11 protein-coding genes and 2 tRNA genes are annotated in these 21285 nt (G+C 61.9%); 6 read left to right on the plus strand and 7 right to left on the minus strand.

Translation table 11 applies throughout. The annotated features are described in order from the left end of the window. Positions 1-266: 266 nt before the first annotated feature. On the minus strand, positions 267-4331 hold the full coding sequence (locus ACZ9H3_RS09650) for a sulfite reductase subunit alpha (protein ID WP_330522862.1): 4065 nt from the start codon (positions 4329-4331) through the stop codon (positions 267-269). A 338-nt stretch (positions 4332-4669) separates the two neighbouring features. Here ACZ9H3_RS09650 and ACZ9H3_RS09655 point away from each other — a divergent pair, with 338 nt between their 5' ends. Genes ACZ9H3_RS09655 through ACZ9H3_RS09665 form a run of 3 tightly spaced genes read left to right on the plus strand, consistent with a single transcriptional unit; the run spans position 4670 to position 8014 of the window. Then, positions 4670-5350: a DUF1266 domain-containing protein gene (locus ACZ9H3_RS09655; protein ID WP_099775541.1), complete on the plus strand. Its 681-nt coding sequence runs from the start codon at positions 4670-4672 to the stop codon at positions 5348-5350. Next, complete coding sequence (locus ACZ9H3_RS09660) at positions 5347-7107, plus strand: hypothetical protein (protein ID WP_476220550.1); 1761 nt, start codon at positions 5347-5349, stop codon at positions 7105-7107. Before ACZ9H3_RS09655 ends, ACZ9H3_RS09660 begins: the two co-directional genes overlap by 4 nt. A 7-nt stretch (positions 7108-7114) precedes the next feature. Then, complete coding sequence (locus ACZ9H3_RS09665) at positions 7115-8014, plus strand: DUF805 domain-containing protein (protein ID WP_476220551.1); 900 nt, start codon at positions 7115-7117, stop codon at positions 8012-8014. Positions 8015-8018: 4 nt separating this feature from the next. On the opposite strand, the gene ACZ9H3_RS09670 is transcribed toward ACZ9H3_RS09665, so the two are convergent. The 3 genes from ACZ9H3_RS09670 to ACZ9H3_RS09680 form a co-directional block, all read right to left on the minus strand. Next, on the minus strand, positions 8019-9707 hold the full coding sequence (locus ACZ9H3_RS09670) for a molecular chaperone HscC (protein WP_330522882.1): 1689 nt from the start codon (positions 9705-9707) through the stop codon (positions 8019-8021). Between the two features lie 105 nt (positions 9708-9812). Next, a tRNA-Asp gene (locus ACZ9H3_RS09675) sits at positions 9813-9889 on the minus strand. Between the two features lie 15 nt (positions 9890-9904). Next, positions 9905-9980: transfer RNA gene (locus tag ACZ9H3_RS09680), tRNA-Val, on the minus strand. A 159-nt stretch (positions 9981-10139) separates the two neighbouring features. Here ACZ9H3_RS09680 and rdgC point away from each other — a divergent pair. Further along, positions 10140-11060, plus strand: a complete 921-nt coding sequence (gene rdgC, locus ACZ9H3_RS09685) for a recombination-associated protein RdgC (protein ID WP_102053282.1) — start codon at positions 10140-10142, stop codon at positions 11058-11060. A 1502-nt stretch (positions 11061-12562) separates the two neighbouring features. Continuing rightward, positions 12563-12880, plus strand: coding sequence for a quaternary ammonium compound efflux SMR transporter SugE (gene sugE, locus ACZ9H3_RS09690; protein ID WP_065760536.1), 318 nt, complete (start codon positions 12563-12565; stop codon positions 12878-12880). 15 nt (positions 12881-12895) lie between these two features. Here sugE and ACZ9H3_RS09695 read toward each other — a convergent pair whose 3' ends face one another. Both ACZ9H3_RS09695 and ACZ9H3_RS09700 read right to left on the minus strand, forming a co-directional pair. Next, entirely contained in the window at positions 12896-14770 is a 1875-nt protein-coding gene (locus ACZ9H3_RS09695; RefSeq protein ID WP_099775544.1) for an MFS transporter, read from the minus strand. A 137-nt stretch (positions 14771-14907) separates the two neighbouring features. Continuing rightward, entirely contained in the window at positions 14908-16050 is a 1143-nt protein-coding gene (locus ACZ9H3_RS09700) for a TDT family transporter (protein WP_330522864.1), read from the minus strand. A gap of 321 nt (positions 16051-16371) precedes the next feature. On the opposite strand from ACZ9H3_RS09700, the gene ACZ9H3_RS09705 reads away from it, so the two are divergent. After that, entirely contained in the window at positions 16372-19848 is a 3477-nt protein-coding gene (locus ACZ9H3_RS09705) for a PAS domain-containing hybrid sensor histidine kinase/response regulator (protein ID WP_102053280.1), read from the plus strand. Here the strand turns inward: ACZ9H3_RS09705 and ACZ9H3_RS09710 are convergent. Then, the gene (locus ACZ9H3_RS09710; RefSeq protein WP_176717442.1) at positions 19820-21208 is read right to left on the minus strand and encodes a DNA recombination protein RmuC; all 1389 of its coding nucleotides are present in this window, start codon (positions 21206-21208) and stop codon (positions 19820-19822) included. The two genes, ACZ9H3_RS09705 and ACZ9H3_RS09710, sit on opposite strands and share 29 nt — an antisense overlap. Between the last annotated feature and the right edge of the window lie 77 nt (positions 21209-21285).

The raw sequence follows: 21285 nt of genomic DNA on the forward strand, positions 1-21285 counted from the left end.
GCGTTTCCTCACACTGGCCGATCACGGCGGCCGGAAAAACACCCACAAAAAAAGGCGCCTGGAGCCGAAGCTCCAGGCGCCTTTGCCTGGTCGTTCATAGTCGTGGTCCGTGGGGCGGATCGCCGTTGATCACCCCTGGACGTTGTAATGTGTCTTCAGCAGATACCGTGCCAACTGCGCCAACCCCGCCTATTCAAGGGCATCGCCGCAAACTCTAGGCCTCCCGCGGCGCCATCCTGGTGCAGTGCTACCCGTTCTGGGGCATTTCAGTACACATCTCGCCGGTAGCGTTTGGCCCGGCCTAACGCCGCAACATATTCGCCGGCCTGCTCGGTGCTCATCCCACCGTGCTCGGCCACCACCTGCTGCAGCGCGGCCTCCACATCCCGCGCCATGCGTCCGGCATCGCCACAGACATAGAAGTACGCGCCCGCCTCCAGCCAGCGCCACAGCTCGGCGCCCTGCTCCAGCATGCGCTGCTGTACATAGACCTTCTCTGCCTGGTCACGGGAGAACGCCGTGTCGAGCCGCGTCAGGTGGCCATCGCGTTGCCAGGCCAGCAACTCGTCGCGGTAGTAAAAATCACTGTCAGCGCGCTGCTCGCCGAACAGCAGCCAGTTGCGCCCTCGGGCGCCGCGCGCCTGACGCTCCTGGAGAAACGCCCGGAACGGTGCGATCCCGGTCCCCGGCCCGACCATGATCAGCGGCGCCGTATCATCGCTCGGTACGCGGAAATGAGCCGAGGGCTGCACAAAGATCCCAACCTGCCCGGCTTCGGCACGATCAGCGAGGAAGGTCGAACACACACCTTTACGCTGGCGGTAGCGCACCGTCGAAACCGTCAGGTGAACCTGCTGCGGGTGCAACAACGGGCTTGAACTGATGGAGTACAAACGCGGCTGCAGGGGTTTGAGCAGGCTCAGCCAGGTGTCGAGCGGCATGCTTACGGGAAACTGCTGCAGCAGATCGACCAGTTGCCGCCCCCATAGCCAGTCCTGCAACGCGGCGTTGTGCGCCGGCTCCAGCAGGCCTTGCAACTCAGGATCAGCACTGCAGCGGGCGACCTGTTCGAGCAGCGCAGGCGTGATACGGGCAATCTCCAGTCGATCGCGCAGTGCGCTACGCAACGGCATGGGTGGCTGGCCCTTGAGGCTGACACTCGCCTCCCCGTCAAGTTTCATGGCACTCAGCAGCTCTTCGACCAGTGCCGGGCAGTTGCGCGGCCAGACGCCCAAGGCGTCGCCCGCCTGATACGTCAGGCCGCTGCTCGCAAGATCGAACACCACGTGCCGGGTTTCCTTGGCGGCACCGGGCGCATTGAGCAGGCGGTTTTCCACCACCCTTACCGGCAACGGCTGCTGCTTGCTGAAGGTTGGCGCTGTCGCCGCCGAGGACGTGACCGCTGGCGCCGCTGCACTTGGCGCCTGCCCAAGGGCCGTCACCAGCGTGCCCAGCCACTGCTCGGCCGGCTCGTCGAAGTCCGGCTCGCACTCGACCCGCTCCAGCAGGCGCACAGCGCCAAGCTCCGCCAGACGCTGGTCCAGCTTGCGGCCGAAACCACAGAACTCTGCGTAGCTGGAGTCTCCCAGGGCCAGTACCGCGTAGCGCAGCCCGGTGCAGTGGTTGGCGGACGCGGCCTGCAGGGCCTGCCAAAAGGCCTTGGCGCAATCCGGTGCCTCACCATCGCCAAACGTGCTCGCCACCAGCAGCAGGCTGGCGGCGTTGCTCACCTGCTCAAGGCTGACCTGCTCCATGCTGCTCACCTGAACAGCCAGACCGGCCTCCCGCAAACGCTGCGCACAGTGTTGCGCCAGAGCCTGGCCGTTGCCGGTCTGCGAAGCCCAGAGCAGCCAATGGCTAGTGGCTTCGGCAGGCTCCGGGGCCTGGATTGCAGGGGCCTGTACCGAGGTACTGCGCGAAAACAACCCCGCCAGCAACCCTTCCACCAACAGACGCCGCGCCGGCGCCAGTGGTGCATTGACCGGCAAGCTCGGTACGCCCTGCTGAGGGCTGTTACGCAGACCCAGCACATAACCCTGCATATACAGTTGTTCATCCTCGGCCAAAGCCAGTTCAACGCGGTTGTTCAGGCCGAGCAGTTGGCTGAGGGTTTCGATCGGCATGGTCGCAGACTCCTGAAGCGTGTGGACCGGCAGTTCAACAGCGGCAATACGTTCACCGGCAACCCGGCTGAGGGCCACGGCGCAGTACTTGAACGCAGGTTGCAGGGAAACCGGGTCGATGGCATCGCTGGTCAGTGCATTGATCGCCAAACGCTCGCCATAGACATCATTCCAGTGAAAGGGGGCGAAGCAGTTGCCAGGCAGTACCCGCTCACTCAGGCGCGCCGGCAATAACGCCTCACCACGCCGGGAGCGAACCTGCACCTGATCGTGCTCAGCGATACCCAATTGCCGTGCATCTTCGGGGTGAATTTCCAGGTACGGGCCAGGCTCCAGCGCATTCAACGCGCTGACCTTGCCGGTCTTGGTCAGGGTGTGCCAATGGTGCTGTACCCGCCCGGTATTGAGCACCAGCGGGTAAGCTTCGTCCGGTAGCTCCGCTGGAGGCAGGTAGGGCCGGGCAAAAAAGCGTGCTTTGCCACTGACCGTAGCAAAGGCGAGTGACGGCCGCTGGCCTTGGGCGTCCTCGTGCAGCCGCTGACTGATACCGTCATTCAGGTAGCGTTGCGGGTGCCGTGTATCAGCCTGATCGGGTGCACAGGGCCATTGCCGTGGCGCCTGGCGCAACAAGGGGTAACTGATACCGCGCAGGTCGTAACCTGTGTCGGGGTTCCAGGCCTGGCGCAGTTCATCGAAAATCTGTTCGGCACAGGTGTAGCTGAACGCAGCCTCATAGCCCATCGCACAGGCCACTCGGGCGATGAGTTGCCAGTCCGCCAGGCTCGCGCCCGGTGGCTCGACGGCCTGCGCCGTGAGGGTCAGGTTGCGCTCGGAGTTGACCATTACCCCATCGGCTTCAGCCCAGAGCGCTGCCGGCAGGAGGATATCGGCATAGCGATTGGTTTCGGTATCGAGAAAGGCGTCCTGGGTGATGACCAGCTCGGCCGTTTGCAGGCCCTCGATCACCTGCTGACGGTTGGCGACACTGGCCACTGGGTTACTGCAGATGATCCAGCAGGCCTTGATCCGCCCTGCAGCCATGCCCTCGAACATGGCGACGGTGCCGTCTCCGGCCTCGGCCCTCAGGCTGCCACGCGGCACCTGCCAGAGGTCCTCAACGAAATGACGGTCAGCCTTTACCAGCGCCGAACGCTGGCCGGGCAACCCCGGCCCCATGTAGCCCATCTCACGTCCGCCCATGGCATTGGGCTGGCCCGTCAGCGAAAACGGTCCGCAGCCGGGGCGGCAGATCGCCCCGGTGGCCAGGTGCAGGTTGCACAGCGCATTGGTCTGCCAGGTGCCGTGAATACTCTGGTTCAGGCCCATGGTCCAGCAGCTGAGCCACGCGGGTGCTTGGCCGATCCACTCGGCGGCCTTGCGGATATCGGCTTCGGCCAGGCCAGTAATCTGCGCCACCTGCGCCGGCGCATAGTCCTGCAGGAAGTCCGGCATGGCCTCCCAGCCCTCGGTAAAGCGCTCAACGAACGCCGTATCCACCGCGCCGTTGATCAACAACAGGTGCAACAGACCATTGAGCAGTGCCAGGTCGGTGCCGGGTTTGATCTGCAAGAACAGGTCGGCCTTTTCCGCTGTCGCGGTGCGCCTGGGGTCGACCACAATCAGCCGGGCACCGGCCTTGCGCCGGTCAAGCAGGCGCAGAAATAGGATCGGATGACAGTCCGCCATGTTGGCGCCAATGACAAAGAACAGCTCGCTGTGGTCGAAGTCCTCATAGCTGCCAGGCGGGCCATCCGCGCCCAGCGAGAGTTTGTAGCCACTGCTCGCGCTGGCCATGCACAGCCGGGAGTTGGACTCGATATGCCGGCTGCGCACGAAGCCTTTGGCCAGCTTGTTGATCAAGTACTGGGCCTCCAGCGACAGCTGCCCGGAAACGTAAAACGCCAGGGCATCCGGGCCATGCTCGACGAGGAGGGTCTTCAGGCGCCGGGCCGCCTCGTCGATCGCCTGATCAATTGCGGTCTGCACCGGGTCGCGCTGACGCGAGTGACGGACAAAGGCCTGCTCCATGCGCCCCGACTCGCGCAGCGGCTGATGGCAGGTCTGCCCTTTGGTGCAGAGTCGCCCGAAATTGCTTGGGTGCTGTTTGTCACCACTGACCTTGATTACCCGGTTTTCGGCCACGGTCATGACAATGCCGCAGCCGACGCCGCAATAGGGGCAGACGCTGCGCACGGTTGTCTGGGTCATTACCCGGTCTCCTGCTTAGGCAAAACAAAAAGGCGCCCTGCCGCTCCTGCTTGCGTTGCAAGCGGGAGCGACACGGCGCCTTTGTCGTGAATAGAGCAATCTGCGTTGATTGCCTGATGAACAAGCCAAAGCAAGGGCCGCGCCAAACTGCAATACCCCGTTATCTGCGGCGTCAAACCAACACCACAGGGGTAGCAACGCACCATTGCGGAACAACCCGCACCAGTGCGAGGCAGGTGCTGAAGACTGCAGTTTGCTGCTAACCAGCCAGGTCTCTACAATTCGCGCCAATTAGTGCCGGCGCTCTCCACTCCCCCGCCGGCTCAGGAGCATTTTTCATGGAAGAAATAGAACAGCGCTGGCTGTACGCCCTTTCTGCCCCCATGGCAGCCCTCAACGGTTCCAGTTACACCGCCCCGGACTACATCGAGATGGACCTGCAGGACGGCTGGGGCATCAGCAATCGCGAGCAGTTGCTCGAGATGCTCTACATGGCCGACCGTGGCCATGCCAGCGGGATGCTCGAGGCTTACTGGAACTGGCAGCGCTGCCTGCCCAGTGAATGGTCGGCCCTGCTCGACGGCCTGGCGCCACGGCAACGCGCGCTGCATGAGTTTGCCAGTCGGACCTTCAGCGAATGCGGCCACGGCGGCATTCGTGCCTGGGACCTGGGGCGCATGGGTTTCCTGCTGCGCAACGGCCTGCGCAGCGGCTGGATCAACCTTGATGAAAGCCTCTGGCTACACAGCCGACTGGCCTTGAGGGCACGTCATTACTACAACAGCTGGAGCACCTACCTGGGCGGCTACATGACCGGCCGCATGTACTGGTGCTGCCTGGACAGCGCAGACGACGAGCTCGGCCACGCCCTTGACCGCGAAGGCTACGCCTACTGGAGCCGCTGCAGCGCTCGGGCCCTCGCTCAGGACGCCGCCGAACTGTTTGCCGAACTGCCTTGGGACCTGCCCCTGAACCTGCCACAAAAACCTGACTCGCTTGCGGAGTTCAACTGGTCATGAGCTGCTGGATATCCCTGGGCATCGAGCCTACCCGCGATCAGGACGCCATCCGCAGCGCCTACCGTACGCGCCTGCCAGAGCATCATCCGGAAACCGACCCACAAGGTTTTCAGGCCTTGCGTGAAGCCTACGAGGCCGCACTGAAGGAAGCCCGTAGCGTCGAAACCGCAGACGCCGACGATGAGCAAAGCCCGGCCCGCGAGCTGCTGGACGCATTCGACGAACTGTTCAGCGACGGCGCACGACGTTTCGACCCGGCCGCCTGGCGGAGCTATATCGAACGCTTCGACAGCGTCTCACTTGAGGTTGTCGAAGCGCTGCGCTGGAGCCTGCTGGAGCGGCTGATCGACAGCGGGCCGATCTCCAACAATTGCGCACGCCTGTTGGCCGAGCGGCTGGACTGGCAGGGCAACCTGCTGCGTATCGATAACGTCGAGCAGGTCGAAGCGTTTATCGAACGCATCGCACAGCCAGACCTCTTCGATACCGCAACGATCTCGTCCTGGCCACCACCGGCACAGATCGAAACCCTCTGGTACCTGAACACCCTGGAACACCTCTATCAGGAACGGCCGCTGGACGAGCTCCGCGACTTCGTCAACCAGCCTACCTGCCTGCCGCTGCCGAACGACGACGCCTGGCTGCAGCGTCTGCTGGTACAACTCACCCAGGCCGATGTTGCGAGCAAGACCTTCTACGCACTGTGTGCTGAAAAACATCGGCACGCACCGGATAATGTCGACTGGCTGTACCTGCTGGCCCGTCAGTGCAGTGCCCTTGGCCTGGAAGAGCAAGCCCTGAGCAACTGGTTGCGCCTGTGGCGCGAGCACCAACATCCGCAGGCCGCACAGTGGCTGCTCGAACTGTGCGGCAAACATCAGCCACAGCGCCTGCCGCTGTTGATTCAAGCGTTCGACCGCCGCGAGCATTTCCGCGACTGGCCGAACAACCTGAGTGAGCCAGCCCAGGCCTGGGGCAGCCCGGCGCAGCGCCCGGAGACGTTGACCCGCTGGCTCAATGCGGGTCGCCAGAACCTCGGAGGCCTTGCCGGAGCTTATGTGAACTGGCGCCTGGACGGCGATGAACTGCCATTGCTGGCGTTACTGCTCGATGAGCCTGGCGATGCGGTGTTAACGAACCTGTATCGCCAGGCCTGGGCATTGCACCGTGGCGACACCGCCCTGCTGGAACGCCTGCTGGCCGAACCCGACAGTAACGATGTGCTCGATTCACTGGTGCTGGAAGGCCTCAAGTACCAGGCCGAACAACACCTGTACTGGCTGCAGCACGCTCCCATTCCACAGGCGTTGACAGCCTTTATCAACGCCCCGGATGACAGCGTGCAACTGAACCCGCTGTTGGGTCAGGACCTGGCACTGGACGTCACCCAACATTGGCTGCGCCGGCTCAAGGCCTTTACTGCAGCGCAATGGACGCGCCTGGACAGCGCCTTTGAACAGGAGCTCATTGCCTCGCTACCGTTTGGGGTAAAGATGCTCGCGCTACTCAATCGCGAGGGCGTCGTGCTGCCGCCCCAACCTGACGGTGAACAGCTGTGGGAATGGCACCGGCAAGCGCTGTTCTTCATTGCCCTGATGTCCGACCCGCTGCGCTGGCTGACACTGATTTCCCCTGCACTGCTTCACAGCATGCGTGCCGACACCGGGCATCCACTGTCGCGCGTACTGCCGCTGTTGCAGCGCGTGCATCAACAGGAAGGCCACTTCAATGGCTTGCTGGGCTGGCTGTCAGAATGAGGAGCCTGTGCAGAACGACGTCGCACTGAACCTGCTCACCGTGCCTCAGGCGTTGGGCAGTGCCAGGCTGCTGAGCAACACACGCCTGTACGACTGCGTCGTGAGCGATTACGACACCTTCAGCGATGATCTGCTGGGCTTGATGTTGCTCTGTGGCGTGCTCTATCAGGACCCGACCTTGGATGCCGAGCAGCACCGTGTACTGCTGAACAATATCGCCGGGATCGCCTGCTCCGATGCCTGGTTCGAGTCATTCCGGGATGGCTTGATCAAGGGCGAACCGGTACGCCCACCCCGGGAGATCCTCGAAGAGCAGCAAGGCATCGACAGCAGCGCCTTCTATCTCGGCGTCGATACCCTGAGCAGGCTGGTGCTGGTGGAGAACCGTACCGGCGTGCCGCGCACCAAGGTTCTGCGCCAACTGCAGCAGGCCAAGGATGATCCGCGCCATGGACCAGGCCTGCGCCTGGCCTTGGCGGCGCTGTTGTCCTGGAGCGAGCGCCTGATGCTGGCCAGATCGGGCAGCCAACCGGTATCAGAATGGAACATGCTGAGCCTGAACAGCCGCCTGGGGCGTGTTGCCTGCGCCCAACAGAGCCTGATGTGCCAGGGATTGGCTGTTTTTCTGAGCCTCGCCAGCGGCAACGCGCAGGTGGCGCTAGGGATCGTGGCCGTTACCGTGCTGGTGCAACTGAGCATCATCCTGCGGCGGCTGCATGACATCGGGTTTGGCGTAGCCATGCTGCTGATTGGCATGGCCCTGACCATCGTGCTGCCGTTCCTGCCGTTGGTGCTGCTGGTCTTGCCCGGCGACAGCCTGCCGAACCGTTACGGTGTACCACCCGGTGGCGAAAAGCATGCACTGGAAGGCGGCCTGCAAGCCGCCCTGCGGCGCCTGAACGCTTAGCGGCTCAGAGGCCCTGCTCGTCCAGCGCTGTATTCAGGCGCTGGCGAGTGCTGTTGATGTCCTGCGCATGCTGGTTACCCAGCACTGCAGTAAAGGCTTCAAGCCACTGACCGACCTGATCACGCTGCTCACCCAGGCATTGCATCCAGGCACGCTCCAGACGCGCCAGCAGTGCACGGTTGGGCAGCGCATCGCGCGGGTGAATCTTCAACGCCGCCAGGCGACCATGGCTGGCCGCCCGGGCCGCGTCGTCGAGCCCTGCGGGGCTGCGGTCGATCACATGACTGTGGCGCTCGCCGTCCTCCAGGGCAACATCCACTTCCAACAGGCCATTGATGTCGTAACTGAAACGCACATCCATGGACTGAATCCGGCCGGCCTGCGGCAACTCGATATCGAATGCATCGATGAAGATGTTGTCGCTCACCCAGGGTCGCTCCCCCTGATAGACCTCAATGCGCACGGTTTTCTGTTCGGGATGAGTACTCTGAAAGCGCTCGACCCGCGAGGTTGGAATGACCGTATTACGCTCGATGATCGGCACAAATGCTTGGCGCCGGCTTTCACCGCGCATGGCTGCAACACCCAGTGTATAGGGGCACACATCGGTCAGGATCAGCTCTTCGATGGCCTGGTCACGTGCCCTGCACGCGGCCTGGCTGGCCGCCCCCAAGGCAACGATGGTGTCGGGGTCCAGGTGCCGGTAAGGCAAACGCCCAAACAAGGTGGCAACCATCTGCTGGACCACCGGCATACGCGTGGCGCCTCCCACCAGCACCAGGCTATCGAGGTCACGCGGGTTCAGCCGGGCATCACGCAACGCCTGCTCCACCGGGGCGCGCAGGCGCGTCAGCAAGGGTTCCCAGATCTTTTGCGCACGCGCTTCATCCAACGACCACTCGCGCAGCTCACCGGCACAACGCCACTGCACGTGCTGCGGACCTTCGCTGAGCTTGCGCTTGATCTGCTCCAGAGCGTCGTACAGCGAAGCCAGGGCTTGCGGCTCAACGCTGTCGGTCGCCAGTTGCAGGTCCTTGAGACAAGCCTGCAGCAGTGCATGGGTAAAATCCTCGCCCCCCAGGTAGTTGTCGCCAGTAGAGGCATGCACCTCGATCAGCGGCAAGGCGTACTCCAGTACGGTCACATCGAAGGTGCCGCCACCCAGGTCGAAAATCAGCGTGCGCTCGAATTTCTGCTCATGCAGACCGTAGGCCATGGCGGCAGCGGTAGGCTCGTTGATCAGGCGCTGTACCTTGAGCCCGGCCAGCTCGGCAGCAAAACAGGTGCGTTTACGCTGTTCATCGCTGAAGTAAGCCGGCACCGAAATCACCGCCTCGCTTACCGGGCAACCCAGCCAGGCTTCCGCGTCCTGTTTGAGCGCACCGAGCACCAGTGCAGACAACTCTTCAGGGCTGAAGGTCTGGCCGGCAAGCTCCAGACGTTTTTCACTGCCCATAAAGCGTTTGAACGCTGCTGCGCTACGTTCCGGGTGCGTGGTCAGCCGTGAGCGAGCCGCCTGACCGACCAGAATACTGCCATCCTCATCGATGCTGACTGCGGACGGGGTAAGCCATTCGCCAAGGGCGTTGGGGATCAACTGCGCTCGCCCGTCCTGCCAGACGGCAATCAGGCTGTTGGTGGTACCCAGGTCGATACCCAGCAAGGGCGTACGGGGGGTGCTTGCATCCTGCATCATGGGACTCTTCCTGAGTAGCGGGAATGAGAAACAAAAAAAGCGACCCTAAGGTCGCTTTCTTTGTGGCTTCCGGGTGTTCAGTGGGCCCTGGAAGCTTGAATATGGCGCAGCGGACGGGACTCGAACCCGCGACCCCCGGCGTGACAGGCCGGTATTCTAACCGACTGAACTACCGCTGCGCTAACACTGAGAAGTGGTGGGTGATGACGGGATCGAACCGCCGACCCTCTGCTTGTAAGGCAGATGCTCTCCCGGCTGAGCTAATCACCCATCGTCTCGGTGTGGTGCGCATTCTACGGAGCACCTTAGAGTCTGGCAAGCACTTTTTTAAAAAAATTTTTCAAGCCTTCCAACGACTTAGCAGACTTGGCCTGAGACGGCTGCTCGGAGAATAATGCCCCCCTTATGTGTTAAGGAGAGATGCACCCCATGTGGTTCAAAAACCTGCTGATCTATCGCCTGACCCAGGACATCCCGTTTGACCCCGAGGCGCTGGAAACCGCTCTGGCCAGCAAGCCAGCGCGCCCTTGTGCCAGCCAGGAATTGACCACCTACGGCTTCGTCGCGCCATTTGGCAAGGGTGAAGACGCTCCACTGGTGCATGTCAGTCAGGACTTCCTGCTGATCGCCGCACGTAAAGAAGAACGTATCCTGCCTGGCAGTGTCGTACGCGATGCGGTTAAAGAGAAGATCGACGAGATCGAGGCCGAGCAAATGCGCAAGGTCTATAAAAAGGAACGTGATCAGATCAAGGATGAAATCATCCAGGCGTTCCTGCCACGTGCCTTTATCCGTCGCTCGGCAACCTTCGCCGCCATCGCCCCCAAGCAGGGCCTGATTCTGGTCAACGCCTCCAGCGCCAAGCGTGCCGAAGACCTGCTCTCCACCCTGCGTGAAGTGATGGGCTCGCTTCCCGTACGACCACTGAGCGTGAAGATCGCCCCAAGCGCGACCATGACCGAGTGGGTGAAAACCCAACAAGCCGCCCCAGACTTCTATGTCCTGGATGAGTGCGAGCTGCGTGACACCCATGAAGACGGCGGTATCGTTCGCTGCAAACGTCAGGACCTGACCAGCGACGAGATCCAGATGCACCTGGGCACTGGCAAGCAAGTCACCCAATTGTCGCTGGCCTGGCAGGACAAGCTGTCCTTCGTGCTCGACGACAAGATGGTGATCAAACGCCTGAAGTTCGAAGAGCTGCTGCAGGATCAGGCCGAGGAAGACGGTGGTGATGAGGCCCTGGGCCAACTCGATGCCAGCTTCACCCTGATGATGCTCACTTTCGGTGAGTTCCTGCCGGCCCTGTTTGAAGCGCTGGGTGGCGAAGAGATCCCCCAGGGGATCTAAGCGCAACGTCTAGATCGCGAGCAAGCCAGTTCACCTGCATGAGAGCGGGTGGCTGGTGTTGCCCGTGATAGAGGCACCACGCACTCACTGGCACCTCACCGATGCCATCGCAGGCATGCCTGCTCAAGCCGCATGGGTTCCCCTAGGGTCTGCATGAAAAGTCTTGAGACGAAGGTCAGGCAAGGCGAAAACAGCCGAGGAAGCGGAGTTTACGGGTTGTAAATGAGCATTCCGAGGCTGTTTTCAACGCAGCATCACCGAGTATCAAGGCTTTTCGTACAGAGCCTAATACTCTTCACTTAAGTCCTTTGAGTGTTCAAGCGTGCTCAAGCAACCGCGTCACGGCCAAGCGTTCAGGAGCGCTTGGCTTTTAGTGCGCGAAGTGGCGGGCGCTGCAAGGCGTCCCTTCAGGAGGCTGAGTGGAGCCGTCGCGTAGTGGGGTGCGAGGCATGGATGCCTCGCAAGTGCTGATGGGCCATGGATGGCCCGTCGGCGCGTCCACACGGGAGCGATGGCGTAAGGAAGGAACCCGAAGCGCAGCGTAGGGCCGGATGTCGGGACAGGGCGTTTTGCCCACTTTTGTGCCCTTCAAAAGTGGGTCGCCGTAAGAGGCGAAACCAGTCGGTGGTGCCACTGCAGGGAATGGATATGTTCGCGAAGTGAATGCCACACATCACAAGGGTGTATCGCCGCTGATGCAAGCAGGCATATCCATTCGCGATGTCGGGCCCGATACCCCGTTCCGCCTTTACGGCGGGTCACTTTTGTCGGACAAAAGTAACCAAAACCCTCGTCCCAACATCCGGCCCTCCGCTGCGCTGCGGGTTCTCTCACTCCGGCAGTGCTCCCGCCGGGGCCGTGCTGAAGGGCCTTCCTGGCCCTCAGCCCTTGCCAGGCATCCTTGCCTGGCACCCGACTACGCACTGCCTGCGTTCGACCTCCTGAAGGGACAATTTGGCGGCGCCTGCGAGGTCAGCGTATGGAAAAGCATCGGCGCCAAGGTTGGCGCCTTGATGGATAGCGTCGATTTCCTGCGTGGGCTTTGTTTGTCAGTGCGCGCAGTGGCAGGCGCTGCAGGGTGTCCCTTCAGTAGGCTGAGTGGAGCCATCGCGTAGTGGGGTGCGAGGCATGAATGCCTCGCAAGCGCTGATGGGCCATGGATGGCCCGTCGGCGCGTCCACACGGGAGCGATGGCGTAAGGAAGGAACCCGAAGCGCAGCGTAGGGCCGGATGTCGGGACAGGGCGTTTTGCCCACTTTTGTGCCCTTCAAAAGTGGGTCGCCGTAAAAGGCGAAACCAGCCACCGGTGCCACTGCAGGGAATGGATATGTTCACGAAGCGAGTGCCAATAGCCACAAACATGCGTCGCCCCCTGAGGTACTCGCCGGCGTATTGCCCTACCCCTCGAGTTTGTGCACTCTATATGCCCACAGTGAGGACGACCTCACGACGCATCGCGTGATCAATCCGGGGACGGCCCCATCACCTGATGGAGACACTGCATGTCCTGGATCATTCTGTTTTGTGCCGGCCTGTTCGAAGTCGGCTGGGCTGTCGGCCTGAAGTACACCGACGGCTTTACCCGCCCATTGCCAACCCTGCTGACCATTGCAGCCATGCTGGTCAGCCTGGGTTTGCTTGGCCTGGCCATGAAGGAGCTGCCGCTCGGCACGGCCTATGCCATCTGGACCGGCGTCGGCGCAGTGGGCACGGTGATCGCCGGGGTTATCCTGTTCGGCGAATCCATGGCCCTGATGCGCCTGGCCAGCGTTGCCCTGATCGTCACCGGCCTGGTCGGGCTGAAGGTCAGCGCCAGCTGACCTGCCCTACCCGGGTCAGCGCACCGTGCCACGCAACGCGCTGACCCGCTCGCGCAATACGGCCGGCTCTGCCGCCTCAACCGGGACGGCGGTACCGGCCACCAGGGTCACCCGCGACCACAAGCGACGGAAGAAGCCCTTGGCCGGATCCCGGCTGAAGAAACTCCCCCACAAGCCCTGCAAGGCCATCGGGATCACCGGCACGGGTGTCTGCTCGATGATCAGGCGTACACCGCCTTTGAACTCATCGATTTCACCGTCCGAGGTCAGTTTGCCTTCCGGAAAGATGCACACCAACTCACCCTGCCGCAGGCACTCGGCTATTTTCTCGAAAGCCCGTTCATAAATGTGCGGGTCTTCCTTGCGCCCGGCAATCGGGATGGCCCCAGCGGTGCGGAAGATGAAGTTGAGCACCGGCAGGCGGTAGATCTTGTAATACATCACGAAACGGATCGGCCGCCGCACCGCACCACCGATCAACAATGCATCGACGAAGGACACGTGGTTGCACACCAGCAGGGCTGCACCATCATCGGGAATCAACTCAAGGTCGCGGTGTTCGACACGGTACATGGAGTGGCTGAGCAGCCAGATCATGAAACGCATGGTGAATTCGGGGACGATCTTGAAGATGTAGGTGTTGACCGCGATGTTCAGCAGCGAGACCACCAGGAACAGCTGTGGAATGCTCAGCTTGGCCACACTCAACAGCACAATGGTGACGATGGCCGAGACCACCATGAACAGTGCGTTGAGGATGTTGTTCGCAGCAATGACCCGGGCCCGCTCATTCTCGGCGGTACGCGACTGGATCAAGGCATACAGCGGCACGATGTAGAAGCCGCCGAACACGCCCAGCCCGAGGATCGACAGCATGATCCACCAGGCCTGACTCATACCCAGCAGGGTCAGCCAGTCGTGCGGCTGCGCCCCGGCCACGACATCGCCCGAATGCCACCACCAGAGCAGGCCAAACAGGGTCAGGCCAAAAGAGCCGAACGGCACCAGGCCGATCTCGACCTTGCGTCCGCTAAGCCGCTCACACAACAGCGAACCGAGCGCGATACCCACTGAGAACAGGGTCAATACCAAGGTGACCACGGTCTCGTCGCCGTGCAGCCAGTCTTTGGCGTAGGCAGGAATCTGGGTGAGGTAGATCGCCCCGACAAACCAGAACCAGGAGTTGCCGACGATCGAACGCGACACCGCCGGGGTCTGATTCAAGCCCAGGCGCAGGGTCGCCCAGGACTGGGTGAAGATGTTCCAGTCCAGTTTCATCTGCGGCGCAGCAGCAGCGGCACGCGGAATCCATTGACTGGACAGGTAACCGAGCGCAGCCACCGATACCACGGCGGTCGCAACCACAGGGGCATAGTGACCACTGGACATCATCACACCCGCGCCAATGGTGCCCGCCAGGATGGCGAGAAAGGTGCCCATCTCAACCAGGCCGTTACCCCCCACCAACTCTTCCTCATGCAGCGCCTGCGGCAAGATCGAGTACTTGACCGGGCCGAACAACGCCGAATGGGTGCCCATGGCAAACAACGCCAACAGCATCAGCGCCAGGTGATTGGTGAGAAAACCAATGGCACCGACCGCCATGATGCCGATCTCGGCCAGCTTGATCACACGGATCAATGCGTCCTTGGCGAACTTTTCGCCAAACTGCCCGGCCAGTGCAGAGAACAGAAAGAACGGCAGGATAAACAGCAGCGCACACAGGTTGACCCAGATCGACCGGTCACCCTCGATGCTGAGCTTGTAGAGAATGGCGAGAATCAACGACTGCTTGAAGATGTTGTCATTGAAGGCACCCAGCGACTGGGTAATGAAAAACGGCAGAAATCGGCGCTTGCCGAGCAATGTGAATTGCGAGGGGTGACTCATCGTCCGTGTACCTGCATGGGGCTTTGTTATTGGAGGTCAGCTGTGCCGTAAAAGCCACAGTTGTAGCACAAACGCCCTTGCAGGAGCCGGTCTTGCCAGCAACCGAGCCACCTGCAAGACCAGCACCTACAGAGCACTCAGGCCCGAAGATCCGCAATACACGGCGACACGAACAGCTCACCACGCCAGGCGCCACGCAGCGTCCGGCTGGCCACCAGCAGCCAGAGGCCGATCAGCGCCAGCACCAACACACTGCCGATGATCTGAAAGAAGCCCAATTCAAGCCAGGCGGCGAGCTTCAGCGTTGCCAGGGCATACACCCCCAACGGAAAGGTAAAGCCCCACCAACCAAGGTTGAACGGCATGCCGTGGCGCATGTATCGCAGGGTAATCAGCACTGCCGTCAGCAACCACCATAAGCCGCAGCCCCACAGCACGATGCCGGCGATCAGGCCAATACCCCGGGCAATTTCGCCGAGCCCGCCCAGGCCGTTGGCGGCAAACACGGCAGGTGCATCGCTGCCCAGCAACAACATGCCCAACGCGCCGGTACCAATCGGCCCCAAGGCCAGCCAGCTTGAAGCCGCCATGCTGGCATGGGGCAACTTGTGCAGGGCCATGCGTAACAAGAGGATGGTCAGGATGCTGAACGCCACCGGCAGCGAGACCGCCCACAACACATAGCTGACGATCAACACCTGGAACTGCTGATGCGGATCCGCCAGATGCGGCGCCAACAGGCCACCGCTGGCCGCCGCCACCTCGGCAGCCACCACCGGCAATAACCAGACGGCGGTCATCTGATCGATGCTGTGCTCCTGACGGGTGAACATCAGGTACGGAATGGCCACGCCGCAGAGCACGGCCAGTGCCACGTCGAACCACCACAGCGCCTCGACCCACGGCAAGATTCCCTGCCCCCAGCGTTCAAGGCCGAACAGCAGGGCACCATTGAGAATCGTTGCCAGGCCCATCGGAATCGTCCCAAAGAACATGGAAACCGTAGAGTGGGCAAAGATCCTGCGTGCCTCATGAAAGTACAACACCCAACGCGCCGCATAGACGCCGCTGAATAGAATGAATAAAGCGATCGTCAGCAGCCACAAGGCCTCGGCCACGCCACTCAGCGCTGGCATCGCCTGCTTGAGCGCCAAGGCAAGAACACCGGTCCCCATGGTGACGGCGAACCAGTTAGGCGTGAACTGGCGAATCACTTCGCGTGGATGGGCCAGTTGATGGAACGGACGCAGCGATACGGCGCTGCTGGTCGGGCATGGCATGGTTTGCACTCCTGTCCTCTGGTGAGGTAGAGCCCATGGTAGAGGCGCCTTTAATATCTATAAAACGGGTAATTTCTCTAACTGTTATCTATTTTGCCGATACAACCTGATAATTCGTGGTGTGCTTCAGACCCCGGCATTGCGATGGCCTTCAATCGGCTGCTGATCACGGTGCAATGGATGACCCTCCGTGATGCCCCTGCGACGCTGCGCCACTGCTACCATGGTCGGCACTGACTAAGCACGAACGGCATGCCAGACTGATAGATCGAGGTATACCGTTAGGCTGGAGGTGTACTCCCCCTTTTCTTCGGAGTTGTCATGTCGCTGTCCAGTGGGCTGATCGCCTTGGTCGCCCTGGCCTATATGGCCATCATGTTCGCCATCGCTTTCTACGGCGACCGCCGCAGCAAGCCGCTGCCCCCGCGCCTGCGTGCCTGGGTGTACAGCCTTTCGCTGGCCGTGTACTGCAGCAGTTGGACATTCTTCGGTTCGGTCGGCCAGGCCGCCGAACAACTCTGGGCATTCCTGCCTATCTACCTCGGCCCGGTGCTGCTGATGCTGTTTGCACCCTGGGTGCTGCAGAAGATGGTGCTGATCAGCAAGCAGGAAAACATCACCTCGATTGCCGACTTCATCGCCGCCCGTTACGGCAAGTCGCAGGCACTGGCCGTGGTGGTCGCACTGATCTGCCTGGTGGGTGTGCTGCCGTACATCGCCTTGCAACTCAAAGGCATCGTATTGGGGGTCAACCTGCTGATAGGCGCAGGCGCCGACGCCACTGGCAGCCGAGTGCAGGACACCGCTCTGGTGGTCTCGCTGGTGCTGGCACTGTTCACCATCGTCTTCGGTACTCGCAGCCTGGATGTCACCGAACACCACCGTGGCATGGTGCTGGCTATTGCCTTTGAGTCGCTGGTCAAACTGCTGGCGTTTCTCGCCGTCGGCGCCTTCGTCACCTTCAACCTGTATGACGGCTTCGACGACCTGTTCAGCCAGGCACGATTGGCGCCCCGCCTGGAAACCTACTGGCAGGAAACCATCAATTGGCCGTCGATGGTGGTCCAGACCGGTGTGGCAATGATGGCGATCATCTGCCTGCCGCGGCAGTTCCATGTCACCGTGGTGGAAAACATCGACCCTCAGGACCTGCGCCTGGCGCGCTGGGTGTTTCCGGCCTACCTGATCCTCGCCGCACTGTTCGTAGTCCCGATAGCCCTGGCCGGGCAGATGATGCTGCCCGACTCGGTCATCCCCGACTCATTCGTGATCAGCCTGCCGCTGGCCGAAGCCCACCCGGCCCTGGCGTTGCTGGCATTTATCGGTGGCGCATCGGCGGCTACCGGCATGGTGATCGTCGCCAGCGTGGCGCTGTCGACCATGGTCTCCAACGACATGCTGCTGCCGTGGCTGCTACGGCGTAACAACGCCGAGCGCCCCTTTGAAGTATTCCGCCACTGGATGCTCTCGGTTCGCCGGGTATCGATCGTTGCGATCCTGCTGCTGGCCTATGTCAGTTACCGCCTGCTCGGTTCCACGGCAAGCCTGGCAACCATCGGCCAGATTGCTTTTGCCGCCATCACCCAACTGACCCCAGCCATGTTTGGTGCGCTGTACTGGAAACAGGCCAACCGCCGTGGTGTTTTTGCCGGTCTTGCAGCCGGTATTTTCATCTGGTTCTACACCTTGGTTCTGCCCATCGCCGCTCACAGCCTCGGCTGGTCGCTCAACCTGCTCCCAGGCTTGGCGTGGCTGCACAGCAACCCACTGAACCTGCCGATAACCCCGCTGACGCAGGGTGTGGTGTTGTCGCTGGCCGGTAACTTCACCCTGTTCGCATGGGTGTCGATCCTCTCCCGCACACGGGTATCAGAGCACTGGCAGGCAGGCCGCTTCATCGGCCAGGAAACCAACGCCCGCCCGAGCAACCGCTCGCTGCTGGCAGTACAGATCAACGACCTGCTGAACCTGGCAGCCCGGTTTGTCGGCGAAGAGCGTGCGCGCCAAAGTTTCATCCGCTTCGCCTACCGCCAGGGCAAGGGCTTCAACCCTAATCAGAACGCCGACGGTGACTGGATCGAGCATACCGAACGACTGCTCGCAGGCGTGCTCGGAACCTCTTCGACCCGGGCCGTGGTCAAGGCGGCCATCGAAGGCCGCGACATGCAACTCGAAGATGTCGTGCGTATCGCCGACGAGGCTTCCGAGGTGCTGCAGTTCAACCGGGCACTCTTGCAGGGCGCCATCGAAAACATCAGCCAGGGCATCAGTGTGGTCGACCAGTCACTGCGCCTGGTGGCCTGGAACCGCCGTTATCTGGAACTGTTCAATTACCCGGACGGCTTGATCAGTGTCGGCCGGCCAATTGCCGACATCATTCGCTACAACGCCGAACGCGGCCTGTGCGGCCCCGGCGAGGCTCAGGTCCATGTTGCCCGACGCCTGCACTGGATGCGCCAGGGCCGCGCCCACACGTCCGAGCGCTTGTTCCCCAATGGCCGGGTCATCGAACTGATCGGCAACCCGATGCCGGGTGGCGGGTTCGTCATGAGTTTTACCGACATCACGCCGTTCCGCGAAGCCGAACAAGCCCTGAAGGATGCCAACGAGGGCCTCGAGCAGCGGGTTGCTGCGCGAACCCACGAACTGTCGCAACTGAACCTGGCCCTGACCGAAGCGAAAAGCCACGCCGAAGCCGCCAACCAGTCCAAGACCCGTTTCCTCGCGGCGGTCAGCCACGACCTGATGCAGCCACTGAACGCCGCCCGGCTGTTCTCCGCCGCGCTCTCCCACCAAGGCGACGGGCTGTCCACCGAGGCACAGCAACTGGTTCAGCATCTGGACAGTTCGCTGCGCTCCGCCGAAGAATTGATCAGCGACTTGCTGGACATCTCCCGCCTGGAAAACGGCAAGATCACCCCCGACGCCAAGCCGTTCGCCCTGAACGAGTTGTTCGATACCCTGGGCGCCGAGTTCAAGGTACTGGCCCGGGAACAGGGCCTGGACTTCCGCGTGCGCAGTAGTCGTTTACGGGTGCAAAGCGACATGAAACTGCTGCGGCGGATCCTGCAGAATTTCCTGACCAACGCCTTCCGCTACGGCAAGAGCCCGATCCTGCTTGGCGTAAGGCGTAGCCAGGACAACCTGTGGCTGGAAGTCTGGGACCGCGGCCCGGGCATCGCCAACGACAAGCTGCAGGTGATTTTCGAGGAATTCAAACGCCTGGACAGCCACCAGACCCGCGCAGAAAAAGGCCTCGGCCTGGGCTTGGCGATCGCTGACGGTCTCTGCCGCGTATTAGGCCATCCGTTGCAAGTACACTCATGGCCTGGCAAAGGCAGCGTGTTTCGGGTCTGCGTACCACTGGCCACGACGCCAGTCGCACCACCCGCGCCTGTTGCCGAACAAGCCGGACAACCCCTGGCGGGGATGCAGGTGCTGTGTGTCGACAACGAGGACAGCATCCTCATCGGCATGAACAGCCTGCTCAGCCGCTGGGGTTGCCAGGTCTGGACTGCGCGCAACCGCGACGAATGCGAGGCACTGCTGGCCAAAGGGCTGCGCCCACACTTGGCACTGGTGGACTACCACCTGGATGATGGCGAAACCGGTACCGAACTGATGGCCTGGTTACGTACACGCCTCGGCGAGCCAGTACCGGGCGTGGTGATCAGTGCCGACGGTCGGAGCGAAATGGTTGCCCAAGTGCATGCCGCCGGCCTCGACTACCTGGCCAAGCCGGTCAAGCCGGCAGCGTTGCGCGCCTTGCTCAATCGGCATCTGAGCCTGGTCCAGTAAGCACCTCGGCAGCCAGACCATCGTTGTCGCTCAGTGCCCGTTCAAGCAGGTCGGCGGGCAGGCTCTTGCTGGCCCGGGCACCGAGCAGCTTGAGCTGCTCGCTGCGACTGATCAGGTTGCCGCGCCCCTCGCACAGCTTGTTGCGCGCTGCCGCATACGCCTTGTCGACCTGCTGCAGACGACTACCGAGCTCGTCCAGGTCCTGGATGAACAGCACAAACTTGTCGTAGAGCCAGCCTGCACGCTCGGCAATTTCCCGTGCGTTCTGGCTTTGCCGCTCCTGCTTCCAGAGGCTGTCAATTACGCGCAGGGTCGCCAGCAAGGTGGTCGGGCTGACGATCACGATCTGCCGATCAAAGGCTTCCTGGAACAAATTGGGTTCAGCCTGCAGCGCCGCCGAAAACGCCGCTTCAATGGGGACGAACAACAGCACAAAGTCGAGACTGTGCAACCCCTCAAGGCGGTTGTAGTCCTTACCGGATAACCCTTTGACGTGGTTGCGCAAGGACAGCACATGCTGCTTGAGCGCCGCTTGAGCGATCTCGTTGTCAGCCGCTGCCACATATTGCTGGTAGGCCGTGAGGCTGACCTTGGAGTCGACGACCACTTGTTTGTCGCCCGGCAACATGATCAACACATCGGGCTGGAAACGCTCGCCGTCAGCACTCTTGAGGCTGACCTGGGTCTGGTACTCACGCCCTTTTTCCAACCCTGCGTGCTCAAGTACCCGTTCAAGAATCAACTCGCCCCAGTTACCCTGGGTTTTCTGCCCCTTGAGCGCCTGCGTCAGGTTGGTAGCTTCGTCACTCAGGCGCAGGTTCAACTGCTGCAAACGCTCCAGCTCTTTTGCCAGGGAAAAGCGCTCGCGGGCCTCCTGTTGGTAGCTGTCTTCAACACGCTTCTCAAAGGCCTGGATTCGCTCCTTGAGCGGGTCGAGCAGTTGCCCCAGGTGCTGCTGGCTGGTCTGTGCAAAACGCTGCTCACGCTCGTCGAAGATCTTCGTGGCCATCTCGGCAAACTGGGCGCGCAGTTCATCACGCGAGCCCTGCAAGTCCTGCAGGCGCTGCTGATGGCTGTCCTGCTGCTCACGCAGCTCGGCAGCCAGCGCGGCACAGTGGGCATCCAGCCGGCGTAGCTCAGCCTCCTTGGCGGCGCGCTCAAGTTGCCAGGCATGAGCGGCATCGCTGGCGTTGTCACGTTCGATCTGCAGCAGTTCGAGCTCGCGTGCCTGTGCGGCCAGAGTCGCCTGCTTGGCGGCATTGGCCTGCCCCAGGTCACTGACCTCATCACGGCAGGCATCCAACTGCGCAACCAAGCCCTCTTGAGCCAGCTGAGCATTGCCCAGCCGCTCCTCAAGCAGCGCACTTTCAGCCTGACGAGCAGCCAAACGACGCTGCAACTGCAGGACCAGGCCCAAACAGGGCAACGCAGCCGCCA

The organism is Pseudomonas sp. TE3910, from assembly GCF_056279025.1.